This window comes from Pelomonas sp. KK5 (genome assembly GCF_001984095.1).
GTDB lineage: Bacteria > Pseudomonadota > Gammaproteobacteria > Burkholderiales > Burkholderiaceae_C > KK5.
Genome location: NZ_LYVQ01000203.1, coordinates 1 through 12,206, shown reverse-complemented (window position 1 = coordinate 12,206; position 12,206 = coordinate 1). Strand labels below are relative to the sequence as shown.

The 12,206-nt window shown below is 70.0% G+C and carries 12 protein-coding genes; 6 read left to right on the top strand and 6 right to left on the bottom strand.

Going from position 1 to position 12,206, the window contains the following annotated elements; all coding sequences use genetic code 11:
- The 4 genes from B0W88_RS33805 to B0W88_RS24430 all read left to right on the top strand — a co-directional run.
- On the top strand, positions 1–1,603 hold a 1,603-nt coding region (locus B0W88_RS33805), incomplete at its 5' end, for a hypothetical protein (protein WP_158080934.1).
- A gap of 28 nt (positions 1,604–1,631) precedes the next feature.
- Entirely contained in the window at positions 1,632–3,683 is a 2,052-nt protein-coding gene (locus B0W88_RS24440) for an ATP-dependent helicase (protein ID WP_077037222.1), read from the top strand.
- Positions 3,684–3,704: 21 nt separating this feature from the next.
- Entirely contained in the window at positions 3,705–4,499 is a 795-nt protein-coding gene (locus B0W88_RS24435) for a transporter substrate-binding domain-containing protein (RefSeq protein WP_144006937.1), read from the top strand.
- 4 nt (positions 4,500–4,503) lie between these two features.
- A complete protein-coding gene (locus B0W88_RS24430; RefSeq protein WP_077037221.1) occupies positions 4,504–5,157 on the top strand; it encodes an amino acid ABC transporter permease in 654 nt (217 codons plus the stop codon).
- Here B0W88_RS24430 and B0W88_RS24425 read toward each other — a convergent pair.
- Positions 5,145–5,558 carry a MerR family transcriptional regulator gene (locus B0W88_RS24425; protein ID WP_077037220.1) on the bottom strand — a complete coding sequence of 138 codons (414 nt, stop codon included), beginning with the start codon at positions 5,556–5,558 and terminating at the stop codon, positions 5,145–5,147. The two genes, B0W88_RS24430 and B0W88_RS24425, sit on opposite strands and share 13 nt — an antisense overlap.
- A gap of 48 nt (positions 5,559–5,606) precedes the next feature.
- On the opposite strand from B0W88_RS24425, the gene B0W88_RS24420 reads away from it, so the two are divergent.
- A complete protein-coding gene (locus B0W88_RS24420) occupies positions 5,607–6,836 on the top strand; it encodes an NADH:flavin oxidoreductase/NADH oxidase family protein (protein ID WP_198937928.1) in 1,230 nt (409 codons plus the stop codon).
- Here B0W88_RS24420 and B0W88_RS24415 read toward each other — a convergent pair.
- A complete protein-coding gene (locus B0W88_RS24415) occupies positions 6,806–8,002 on the bottom strand; it encodes an aminotransferase class V-fold PLP-dependent enzyme (RefSeq protein ID WP_077037219.1) in 1,197 nt (398 codons plus the stop codon). The genes B0W88_RS24420 and B0W88_RS24415 overlap by 31 nt on opposite strands.
- The gene (locus B0W88_RS24410; protein ID WP_077037218.1) at positions 7,978–9,021 is read right to left on the bottom strand and encodes an SGNH/GDSL hydrolase family protein; all 1,044 of its coding nucleotides are present in this window, start codon (positions 9,019–9,021) and stop codon (positions 7,978–7,980) included. The genes B0W88_RS24415 and B0W88_RS24410 overlap by 25 nt, the downstream gene beginning before the upstream one ends.
- A gap of 178 nt (positions 9,022–9,199) precedes the next feature.
- Between B0W88_RS24410 and B0W88_RS24405 the strand changes: the two genes are divergently transcribed.
- Complete coding sequence (locus B0W88_RS24405; RefSeq protein WP_083749037.1) at positions 9,200–9,856, top strand: lysoplasmalogenase; 657 nt, start codon at positions 9,200–9,202, stop codon at positions 9,854–9,856.
- On the opposite strand, the gene B0W88_RS24400 is transcribed toward B0W88_RS24405, so the two are convergent.
- The 3 genes from B0W88_RS24400 to B0W88_RS24390 form a co-directional block, all read right to left on the bottom strand.
- Positions 9,843–10,673, bottom strand: coding sequence for a LytTR family DNA-binding domain-containing protein (locus B0W88_RS24400; protein WP_077037216.1), 831 nt, complete (start codon positions 10,671–10,673; stop codon positions 9,843–9,845). The genes B0W88_RS24405 and B0W88_RS24400 overlap by 14 nt on opposite strands.
- Positions 10,670–11,065 (bottom strand): hypothetical protein, encoded by a 396-nt coding sequence (locus tag B0W88_RS24395; RefSeq protein ID WP_077037215.1) that lies wholly within the window; start codon positions 11,063–11,065, stop codon positions 10,670–10,672. Before B0W88_RS24395 ends, B0W88_RS24400 begins: the two co-directional genes overlap by 4 nt.
- On the bottom strand, positions 11,062–12,206 hold a 1,145-nt coding region (locus B0W88_RS24390), incomplete at its 5' end, for a sensor histidine kinase (RefSeq protein WP_077037214.1). The genes B0W88_RS24390 and B0W88_RS24395, both read right to left, overlap by 4 nt.

Sequence of the window (12,206 nt, the reverse complement as noted above, 5' to 3'; positions counted from 1 at the left end):
CACCACGACCTCGCCGGCCGAGTTGGCGCCCGCCCCGCCGCACTCGGTGCCGCCGATGGGCAAGCTCGGTGCGCTGCTGCTCCTGGGCAGCTTCGCGGTGGCGGCGCTGCTGATGTTCCCGGGCAGCGGCTACCGCGGCCTGCTGGCGCTGCTGGGCACGATGCTGCTCCTGCTGGCCATGCCTGGCAGCGCCTGGCTGCCCAGCCAGGCGCAGCGCGTCACCGCGGTGGTGGGCGGCGCGCTGATGGCGGGCGTGGTGGCGGCGTTGTGCTGGGCGCTGTCCGAGGCGGTGCCCAAGATCGCCTACCTGGAATACGTGATCGCCTTTGCGAGCGCGGTGCTGATCCGCTGGCTGGACAGGCCCGGCGCGGCGCGCCCGATGTACCTGATCCTGATCTCGGCGGCCTGGTTCTGGCTGCTGGCCCAGGTGGTGATCGTCGCGCACAACTGGGGCGGCCCGCGTGCCAGCGACATCGCGCTGGCCTGCGCGCTGCCGCTGGGCCTGCTGTGGCCGCTGGTGCTGCTGGTGCCCTCGCTGTGGCCTTTCGAGCGGGGCAATACCCGCGGCCTGAGCGAATGGCGCAGCCGCGGCCTGCTGCTGGCGCTGGTGATGCTGGTCGGCGCGGTGATCGCGGTGCTGGGGGGCGGCGAGTACATGCGCCAGCGCATTTCCGGCACCGAGGGCGATATGCAGACCCGCGTGCGGCACTGGAAGGAAGGCTACTGGATGCTGAAGTCGGACGCCGACTTCGCCTTCGGCAAGGGCGCCGGCCGCTATGCGGCCAACCACTTCTTCATGGGCAGCAAGGAAGACCACGTCGGCAACTACCACTGGCGCCACGATGCCGGCGAGCCGGGCTTCCTGGTGCTGACCGGCGGGCAGCACATGCTCGGCTGGGGCGAGCTGTTCCGCGTCACCCAGCGGGTCCCGCGGCCGGAGGGGCCGGTCGTGCTGGCGGTGCGCATGCGGGCGAAGCAGGCCGTGCAGTTGCACACCGAACTCTGCGAGAAGCACCTGCTCTATGCCGACCACTGCCTTGTGCAGGCGCTCAACTTCAAGCCCGCGGAGCTGCCCGCCGGCCAGGCCCAGCAACCCTGGCAGACCTTCAAGGTTGCCCTGGGCGACGGCACCGGCTTCGGCGGCCGCTGGTACTGGCCGAAGCTGCTGGCCTTCTCGGTGGCGCTGGATGCCCAGGGTGGCGTGGCCGAGATCGCGCAGCTGGACCTGCGCGACGCCACCGGCCGCGAGCTGCTGGCCAATGGCGACTTCGACCAGGACATGTCCCGCTGGTTCTTCTCCAGCGACAAGAACCACCTGCCCTTCCACATGAAGAACCTGGGCCTGCATGTGCTGTTCGACCAGGGCTATGTCGGCCTGATCCTGTTCGGCGCGATGCTGCTGCTGGCGCTGTGGCGCACCTGCCTGGGCCATGGCCGCGACCACCCGCTGGCGCCGGCGCTGGCGGCCAGCATCGTGGGCTTCGTCGGTGTCGGCGCCTTCGACAGTCTGCTCGACGCGCCGCGCATCGCCTTCATGTTCTACGTGGTACTGGCCTTCGCGCTGGGGCTGCGTGCGCTGCCCGGGGAAGTGCGGGGACGATAATCCGCGGCTCCCCGCCGCAGTCCCCTTCATGGCCCGTACCCTCAACCCCGCCCAGCTCGCCGCCGTCCACCACCTGGACGGCCCCTGCCTCGTCATCGCGGGCGCCGGCTCGGGCAAGACCAGCGTGATCACGCAGAAGATCGCGCGGCTGCTGCAGGCCGGCTATGCGGCCAAGAACATCGGGGCCATCACCTTCACCAACAAGGCCGCGCAGGAAATGCGCGAGCGCGCCACCCACCTGATCGGCGCCCGCGCCGGCAAGGACATCGTCATCTCCACCTTCCACTCGCTGGGTGTGCGCATCCTGCGCAGCGAGGGCACGCGCATCGGGCTGAAGGAGCAGTTCTCGATCCTGGACAGCGACGACGTGCTGGGCGTGCTGAAGGACGCCGGCGGCACGACGGACATCGGCCAGGCGCGTGGCTGGCAGTGGACCATCTCCTTGTGGAAGAACCAGGGCCTGAACGCGCACGAGGCGCTGAAGGTGGCCAAGGACGAGAACGAGCGCGTCGCGGCCGTCGTGATGGAGCGTTATCAGGACCGCCTCGCCGCCTACGGCGCGGTGGACTTCGACGACCTGATCTCGCTGCCCTTGCGCCTGCTCTCCACCGATGCCGAGGCCCGCGGCAAGTGGCAGGACACGCTGCGCTACCTGCTGGTCGACGAGTACCAGGACACCAACGCGATCCAGTACGAATTGCTGAAGCAGCTGGTCGGCGACCGGGCCATGTTCACGGCCGTGGGCGACGACGACCAGAGCATCTACGGCTGGCGCGGCGCCACCATCGAGAACCTCAAGCGCCTGCCGCAGGACTACCCGGGCCTGAAGGTGATCCCGCTGGAGCAGAACTACCGCTCCACCAGCGCGATCCTGCGCGCCGCCAACAACGTCATCGCGATCAACCCCAAGCTCTACGAGAAGAAGCTGTGGAGCGAGTTCGGCGAGGGCGATCCGGTGGCCCTGCTGGAGGCCGACGGCGAGGAGCACGAGGCCGAGCGCGCGGTGGCCCGCATCAACGCGCTGCGCAGCGAGGGCAAGGCGCCCAACTTCGCCGACTTCGCCATCCTCTACCGCGCCAACCACCAGGCGCGCGTGTTTGAAAAAGCGCTGCGCCGTGCCGAGATCCCGTACAAGGTCAGCGGCGGGCAGAGCTTCTTCGACAAGGCCGAGATCAAGGACCTCTGCGGCTGGCTGCGCCTGCTGGTGAACCAGGACGACGACCCCGCCTTCCTGCGCGCCATCACGACGCCCAAGCGCGGTATCGGCCACACGACGCTGGGCGCCCTGAGCGAGTTCGCCGGCAAATGGAAGTGCAGCATGTTCGAAGCGCTGTTCGCCGAGAGCCTGCACACCGCGCTGCCGCGCCGCGCGATCGACCAGCTGCACGAGTTCGGCCGCTACCTCAACGATCTCGAGTTCAAGGCCCGCACCACCAGCGGCGCCGAGGACGCCCGCGCGCTGCTGATGGAATGGCTCAAGGACATCGGCTACGAGCAGCACCTGCTGGACAGCGAGGAGAACGAGAAGGTCGGCGCCGCCCGCTGGAGCAATGTGCTCGACTTCGTCGACTGGGTCAGCAAGCGCTGCGGCGGCCAGATCGAGCAGGACGGCGGCGCCACCTTCGAGAAGGAGAAGCAGACCGTGCTGGAGGTGGCGCAGACGATCAGCGTGATCCTCTCGCTGGCCGAGCGCGGCGACGATCAGGACCAGGTCACGCTGACCACGCTGCACGCGAGCAAGGGCCTGGAGTGGCCGCATGTCTTCCTGGCCGGCGTCAACGAGGGCCTGCTGCCCTTCAAGGCCGACGACGAGGAGATGACCCCGCAGCGGCTGGAGGAGGAGCGCCGCCTGATGTACGTGGGCATCACCCGCGCGCGCACCACGCTGGCGGTCAGCACGCTGCGCCGGCGCAAGAAGAACCGCGAGACGGTGATGGGCATTCCGAGCCGCTTCATCGCCGAGATGCGCCTGAACGAATCGCAGAACAAGGAAGACCCGCGCGAGCGCTTGAAGAAGCTGCGCGAGCAGATGGCGGCCAAGGCCGCGGTGACGGCGGCGGCTCAGGCCAAGGCGGGCTAGCATGCGGGCTCCCCATCGAGGATGAAGGAGCACCCCGTGAAGTCACTCGCCCTGCTGGCCGCGCTCGCGCTGGCCGCCCCGTTCTCCCATGGCGCCGACCTGCTCGACGAGGCCAAGGCCCGCGGCACGCTGCGCATCGCCGTCGAGGGCACCTATCCGCCCTTCAACTTCAAGGACGAGAAGGGCAAGCTGACCGGCTTCGACGTCGAGGTCGCCGAAGCGATCGCCGGCAAGCTGGGCCTGAAGCCCGAGTTCACGACGACCGAATGGAGCGGCATCCTGGCCGGCCTGCAGGCGGGCAAGTACGACGTGATCGTCAACCAGGTGGCCGCGACGGACCAGCGCCGCCAGGTCTTCGACTTCAGCGGCCCGTATGTCATCTCCTACCCGCAACTGATCGTGCGCGCCAACGAGACCCGCAAGCTGGACACGCCGGCCGATCTCAAGGGCAAGAAGATCGGCGTCGGCCAGGGCAGCAACTACGCGGAGCTGGCCAAGGGCATCGAGGGCGCCGAGGTGCGCACCTATCCCGGCGCGCCCGAGTACCTGCAGGACCTGGCCAGCGGCCGGCTCGACGCGGCCATCAACGACAGCCTGCTGATCCCCTACCTGCGCGAGAAGACCAAGCTGCCGATCAAGGCCGGCGCGGCCATCGGCAAGCCCGACAGCAACGCGATTCCCTTCCGCAAGGGCAACCCGAAGTTCAAGGCCGCGATCGACAAGGCGCTGGACGAGATGAAGGCCGACGGCAGCTACGCGAAGATTTCGGGCAAATGGTTCGAGCGCGACGTGAGCAAGCCGCCGGCAGGACACTGAAGCGATGGACCTCGCCTCGCTGCTCGCGCTGGCCTGGCCGGTGATGCTCAAGGGCACCGGCTACACGCTGCTGTTCGCGGTGTCCTCGATGCTGCTGGGCCTGCCGGTGGCGGCGCTGGTGACGCTGGTGCGCGTGCTCGATCTGAAGATCCTCGCGCGCATCGCCGCCGTCTACGTCAGCGCGATCCGCGGCACGCCGCTGCTGGTGCAGGTCTTCATCGTCTACTACGGCCTGCCGGGCGTGGGCATCGAGCTGTCGCCGATCACCGCGGGCATCCTGACGCTGACGCTCAACGTCGCCGCCTACATGAGCGAGACGCTGCGCGGCGCCATCGCGGCGGTGGCGAACGGCCAGTGGCTCGCGGGCACCAGCCTGGGCCTGACGCGGCACCAGACGCTGCGCTTCGTGGTCGCGCCGCAGGCCCTGCGCGCGGCAGTGCCCAGCCTCTCGAACAGCCTGATCAGCCTGATCAAGGACACCTCGCTGGTCTCGGTGATCGCGGTGACCGAGCTGATGCTGGCCACCAAGGAGCTGATCTCGACGACCTTCCAGCCCTTCCCGCTGTACATGGCGGCGGCGGGGATCTACTGGGTCTTGAGCCTGGCCTTCGAGCAACTGCAGCGCAAGCTCGAGAAGCGTCTGGCCTACCCGAACTGAGCGGCCTTGGCCTGCGCCGCGGCGAACACGTCCGGCGTCACGCAGTCGCCGCGCGACCAGCTGATCTCGCATTCGCGCGCCAGCCGCTGCAGCTCCGCATCCTGCGCCTCCAGCTCGGCGCGCAGCCTGGCGATCTCCTCGCGGCGGCGCTGCAGGCCGGCGCGGATCTGCGCCTGCGTGTCCTCGCCGTGCGGCAGCGCGAACAGGCCACGCAGGCTGTCCAGCGAGAAGCCCAGGCGCTGGGCGAGCTGGATGAACTGCAGGCGCTGGATCGCCTCGGCGCCGTACTCGCGGTAGCGGTTGTGCCCGCGCGGGCCTTCCGGCAGCAGGCCGCTGGCCTCGTAGAAGCGAATCGCCGAGGTGCTGATGCTGACCTGTTTCGCCAGTTCGCCGATGCGCATGAGATACCGCTTGACATTGAAGTTAGCTTGAATCTTACGCTCCGCACCATGAGCCAACTGTTTGATCCCCTCACGCTGCCCGGCGGGCAGATCCTGAAGAACCGCATCGCCAAGGCGGCGATGGAAGAAGGCCTGGCCGAGCCCGGCCAGCTGCCCGGCGCCGCCAGTCAGGCGCTGTACCGACGCTGGGCTGAGGGCGGCACCGGCCTGCTGATCACCGGCAACGTGATGGTGGCACCGGATGCGCTGACCGGCCCCGGCGGCCTGGTGCTGGAGGCCGGCACGTCGCTGGAACCCTATCGCGCCTGGGCGGCGGCCGCCCACGGCGGCGGGGCGAAGATCTGGATGCAGGTCAACCACCCGGGCCGGCAGGTGTTCGCCGCCCTGGGCAACCCCGGCTATGCGCCCTCCGAGGTCGCATTGCAGATGGGCAAGCACGGCAAGCTGTTCGCGCCGGTGCGGGCGCTGAGCGTGGCAGAGATCCAGGCCATCGTCCAACGCTTCGCCGACACCGCCCGCGCCGCCGAGCAGGCCGGCTTCGACGGCGTGCAGATCCACGCGGCCCACGGCTACCTGCTGTCGCAGTTCCTGTCGCCGCTGGCCAACCGCCGCAGCGACGGCTACGGCGGCGGCATCGCCCAGCGGGCCCGGCTGCTGATCGAGGTGGTGCGCGCGGTCAAGGCCGCGGTGGGGCCGGGCTTCGCCGTCGCGGTGAAGCTCAACAGCGCGGACTTCCAGCGCGGCGGCTTCAGCGAGGACGATGCGCGCGCGGTCGTCGAGCTGCTGAACCCCGAGGGCCTCGCCCTGATCGAACTCTCCGGGGGCAGCTACGAGAGCCCGGCGATGCAGGGCCGCACGGCCGACGGCCGCACGCTGGCCCGCGAGGCCTACTTCCTCGAATTCGCGCAGGCGCTGGCGCGCAGCGCGGCGATGCCGGTGATGACCACCGGCGGCATCCGCCGCCGTGCGGTGGCCGAGGCCGTGCTGGCCGGCGGCATGAGCCTGGTGGGCCTGGGCACCGCGCTGGCCTACGAGCCCGGGCTGCCGCGCCAGTGGCAGCAGGCCGAGGCGGTGGCCGAGCCGGTGCCGGTGAGCTGGAAGAACAAGGCGCTGGCGAGCCTGGCGACGATGGCGACGGTGCGCCGCCAGCTACACCGGATGGGCGCGGGCCGCTCACCCTCGGGCGCCGTGTGGCCGTTGGCCAGCCTGCTGATCGACCGCTGGAAGAACCGCCAGTTGACCCGGCGCTACCTGGCCTGGCGCGGCGCCAGCCGGTAGATCGTGGCGAGGGCGTCGAGCAGCGCATCGGCGTCCGCGTCGCCGTTGTAGCCCTGGAAGGAGGCGCGCACGAATAGCTGGCCGCCATGCGAGGTGACCGGCACCTCGATGCGGAACTCGTCGAACAGCCGCGCCTTCAGCGCCGCGCCGTCCATCGCCGGCACCGGGATCGGCACCATCTGGCCGAAGTCGTCCGGCCGGCCGATCGGCGCCAGGCCGGTCAGCGCGCAGGCGCGCTCCAGCAGGCGCACGGCGCGCGCATGGCAGTCGGCGCGCACCGCGTCCCAGCCGTGCCGGCGCTGGAAATCGATCGCCGCTGGCACGCTGAGCCAGGGCGTTATGTCGCGCGTGCCCTGCCATTGAAGACGGCGCTCGAACGGGGTCTCGCCGAGATAGGCATCCTGAGAGCGGTCGCCGGCGCGGCCGGCGTGATAGCCCCAGGAGATCGTCGTCGCGTGCAGCAGCGCCTGGCGTTCGGGCCGGGCGTACAGGAAGGCGGCGCCCTTGGGGGCGCACAGCCACTTGTGGCAGTTGCCGGCATAGAAGTCGGCGCCGAGTGCGTCGAGATCCAGCGGCAGCTGCCCCGGCACATGGGCGCCGTCGATGACGCTGACGATGCCGGCCTCGCGGGCGCGGCGGATCAGTTCGGCGATCGGGAAGATCAGCGCCGACTGCGAGCTCAGATGGCTCAGGAACAGCACCCGCGTGCGTGGCGTCACCGCGGACCAGATCCGCTCGGTGAAGCCCGCGGCATCGAAGGGCAGCGGCACCGGCACCGCGACGCGGCGCGCGCCGACGCGCCCGGCCACATGGTCCCAGGCTGCCTCGCAGGCCCCGTACTCGTGGTCCATCGTCAGGATCTCGTCACCGGCGGCGAGCGGCAGCGACTGGATCACCGTGTTCACGGCGGTCGTCGCGTTGGGCATGAACACGAGGTTCGCGGCGGCCGTGCCCAGCAGCGCGCCCAGCGCCTCGCGGGCCTCGCGCAGCAGGCCGGCCGAGCGGCGCGACTGGAACTCGACCGGGTTGCGCTCCATCTCGCGCTGCCAGCGCTGCGCGGCCTCCAGCACCTCGGCCGGACAGGCGCCGAAGGAGCCGTGGTTCAGGAAGGTGATCGAAGGATCGAGGAGGAACAGCGGTTTCAGGCGTGTCGCGGCGTTTTCCATCGGCGCATTGTCGCCACCACCAGCAGGCCCGGCAGCAGCAGCAGGGCGCTGGACGGCTCCGGCACCGCGGCGGCCAGCGCCTCGGCGCCCAGCACCGCGTGCAGCGCGGCGCTCGGATGCTCGTAGTCCCAGTAGAGATAACTGCCAGGATCAGCGCACACCGTCGGTGCCGGCCCGCCGGGCGTCAGCGGCAGGCCGTTCACGCCGCCGCTGTAGCAGGCGTCGGTCACGTTGCTGAAGCCGTAGGCGCCGGCGGTGGCGGCGTTCTGCAGCGAGAACACGTCCAGCGTGTGGATGTCCAGCGAGGCGAAGCCGGGGTTGGCCAGCATGCCGGCCAGCGCGCCGTTGAAGCTCTGGCTGACGAACTTGATCGTCGCCAGCGTGCCGGCGTCGCCCTGGGCCTGGGCCCGCGCCGCGGGAATCAGCGAGAGGTCGGGGAGGTCGGGGATCAGGAAGTGGGTGGCGCCCTTGGCGGCCAGGCCCTGGATGGCCGTGCCCAGCGCGGTCAGCGTCGTGTTGATCGCGGCCGGCACGGCTGCGGCATTGCCCAGCGCCGCCTGGCCGAGGGCGTCGGACATGTCGTTGGCGCCGATCCACAGCAGGTAGAGGCCGCCGGCGTCGGCGCTGGCGTGCGCGCTGCCGTAGGCGGCGAGCTGCTGGTTGAAGCTGAGCGCCGTCGGCGGCAGGCCGGCCGCCACGCCGGCGACCCGTGCGCCGCCGAAGGCATAGTCGGTGCCACCGGCGACCGAAGGCAGCAGCGGGCCCAGCCCCAGCCCGGCGGCGAGCTGGTCGGCGTAGGTCGGCCCGTTGCTGAAGCGACCCTGGCTGTAGAAGCTGGCGGTGGGCACCGCCCCGCCGGTGACCGTGAAGTCGTTGCCCACGTCCGAGAGGCTGTCGCCGAAGACGTAGAGGTTCGTGTAGGCCGGTGCGGCGCCGGCCGTCGCCGTGCCCGCGGCCACGAGAAGCAGCGCTCGCGCCAGGCGCGGCCATGAAGATGCCGAAGTGAAGAAGCCAGCCATCGTCCGCCTCGCTTTGCTGAGGTTGTGCAGGCTCCCTGGCTGTCTTCTTTTTTTGTATGCGCCCGGCGAGGCCGGGTGGGCGATTGATTGTGTGACCGCAGCCGCGGCCCGCGCGTGGCCGTGCCGTCGGGTTTCTCCGTTAGTCTGATGAAGCAGCCCGCCGCCAGAATCGCGCGCCATGACATTGCAACGACGCATCCTCCCCGCGCTGATCCTGCTCAGCGCCATCGCCTGCTACCTGGCCCAGGAACAGCTGGGCCTGCCGCGCGACGCGGCCTTCTTCTTCAAGCCGCTGACGACGATCCTGATCATCGTGCTGGCCTGGGCGCGCGGGCGCGACACGCCGCTGCTGCGGCGCTGGGTGATCGCGGGCCTCGTGTGCTCGCTGGCTGGCGATACCTTCCTGCTCTGGCCGCAATACTTCGTGCCGGGGCTGCTGGCCTTCCTGGCCGCTCACCTGGCGTATCTGTGGGCGTTCACGCGGGTACGCCGGCTGGCGGCCTGGCCGTGGAGCTTCGTCGGCTATGGGCTCGTTGCCGCCGGCGTACTGGCTTATCTGTGGCCGGGCATCACGCCGGCGCTGCGCGGGCCGGTCGTGGCCTATGTGCTGTGCCTCAGCGCGATGGCGGCCCAGGCCGCGGTGATCGGCAAGCTGGAGCCAGGCGCCGGCCTGCTGGCGCTGGGCGGCGCGCTGTTCTTCATGTCCGACGGCTGCCTGGCGCTCAACAAGTTCGCCGGCCCGGTGCCCTGGGCGAGCCTGGCGGTGCTGCCGACCTACTGGGCGGCGCAGTGCTGCATCGCGCTGTGGCTGCGGAGGCCTTCTACATCCCCTTGAACAGGTGCGTGTAGCTGCGGCTGACTTCCAGCTTCTCGTTGTTGCCCTTGACGCCCACCAGCTGGCGGCCGCGGAAGTCGCGGGTGATGCCGTCGATCGCGCGGGCGTTGACCAGCGTCGAGCGGTGGATCTGCCAGAACAGCTCCGGGTCCAGCTCGTCCACCAGCTCCTTGATCGGCTTGCGGATCAGCGCTTCCAGCTTCGGCGTCTGCACGCGGGTGTACTTCTCGTCGCTGATGAAGAAGAGCACGTCCTCGACCGGGATCATCTGGATCGCCTGGCCGACGGTGGCCTGGATCCACTGCAGGTAGCTCGGCTTGCCCGAAGGGCTCATCTGGGCGGAGAGCTTGTGCAGCAGTTGCTGCAGCGGCGCGGGGGCGGTGTTGGCTGCATCGTCGGCGCCGGCACGCTGGCCCAGGCGCTTCTTGATGCGCGAGACGGTGACGGCCAGGCGCTCGCGCTCGGCCGGCTTCAGCACATAGTCGGCCACGCCCTGCTCGAAGGCCTCGACGGCGTACTGGTCGTAGGCGGTGATGAAGACGATCTCGGGCACCAGCCAGTCGTCGTCCTCGGGGAGCTGGGCGATCTGCCTGGCGGCCTCGACGCCGGTCAGGCCCGGCATGCGGATGTCCAGGAAGACCAGGTCGGGCTTGTGCTCGCGCACCAGCTCCACCGCTTCCAGGCCGTTCTTGGCCTCGGCCACGATCTCCAGCTCGGGCCAGGCTTCGGTGAGCCGGCTGCGCAGCTGCTCGCGCATCAGTCGTTCGTCGTCGGCCAGGACGGCCCTCACGGTGGCGTTGTTGCTGTTGTCAGTCATGCCACGATGTTAGGTTCATTCCGGCGCCGGGCGCGTCCGGGATTCTCCTTCCGGCCCCGCAGCAGCCACACCATCAGCACGACGAACAGGACGAAGGGTGAGCAGACCAGCGCCCCGGCCCCGAACAGCGCGGCCAGCACGCAGCCGACGATCAGCAGCGGCAGGCCCACGCTGAGCAGCAGCACCAGCGGCAGCACGACGCACAGCACCAGGCCGGCGATGAGCAGGCCGATCATCGTGCCCAGGCCGTCGAAGACGGTGAAGTCGTCGCCGTCCATGCTGACGGTGATGCCGTGGTCCAGGCCATGGAGCAGGAAGCCCCCGCCGAGCACGCTCAGCACGAGCAGGCCGAAGACCATCAGGACGAACAGGCGGAACAGGGTCTTGATCATGATGCGTTCACTCCATCGGTGGCGCGGCTGACGTAGGGCACGGTGATCGTGACCTTGGTGCCGCTGGGCTGGTTCTCGGTGACGGTGACGGCGCCGCGTGCCCCGTACAGCAGGGCCAGGCGCTCGCGGATATTGGCCAGGCCCACGCCGGTGCCGCTGGTGGCGGCGCGGCCGAAGCCGAGGCCGGTGTCGGCCACGGTGACGGCCAGCTTGCCGTGCACGATCTCGGCCTTGACCTTCAGCGTGCCGCCCTCGGCCTTGGGCTCCAGGCCGTGCTTGATCGCGTTCTCCACCAGGCTCTGGATCATCATCGGCGGGAACTCGGCGGAGAGCAGGCCCTCGGGCACGTCGATCTCGGTGACCAGCCGCTCCTCCATCCGCACCTTGAGGATCTCCAGGTAGGGCTTGATCACGGCCAGCTCGCGGCCCAGGTCGCGCACGCCGCTGGCGTTGGCCTCGCGCATCGTCGGCATCGAGGCGCGCAGCAGGGCGATCAGGTTCTTCTGCATCTGCGAGGCGCGCGGCGGGTCGGTCTCGATCAGGTGGTCGATGGAGGCGAGCGTGTTGAACAGGAAGTGCGGCTCCACCTGGGCCTGCATCGCGGCCATGCGGGCCTCGACGACCTGGCGCTTCAGCGATTCGGCCTCGGCCGTCTCGGTGGCCTGGGCGGCCTTCTTCTCGGCCACGATGCGGCCCTTGTAGGTGCCCTTGACCAGCGCGGAGGCGAGGATCCAGAACACGGCGAGGTTGCCCAGGAAGTCGCCGAGCCGGTAGACGGTCGTGCGGGTGTGGGGCATGCGGGCGGCCTGCTCGGCGGCCTCGCGCTTCTCGTCGGCGGCTTCCTGCGCGGCGTCGCGGGCATCCTGGGCGGCATCTTCCAGCGCCTGGCGGGCCTGCTCGGCGGCCTTGCGGACCTCCTCGCGGACGCTTTCGTTGTTGTCGCGGCCCAGGTCGATGTTGATCGAGGGCATGTCGCCGGCGGCGTCACTGGCCGCGCTGGATGCCGCGCCGGACGCTGCGGAAGCGGCCGATGCCGCGCCCGCCGGATGGATGCGCACCCCCTTCTCGTCGATCGTCACCTCGTAGTGGATCGGCTTGTCCAGCGAGATCACCGGCTTGGCAGGCTTGGCCGGCTTGGCGG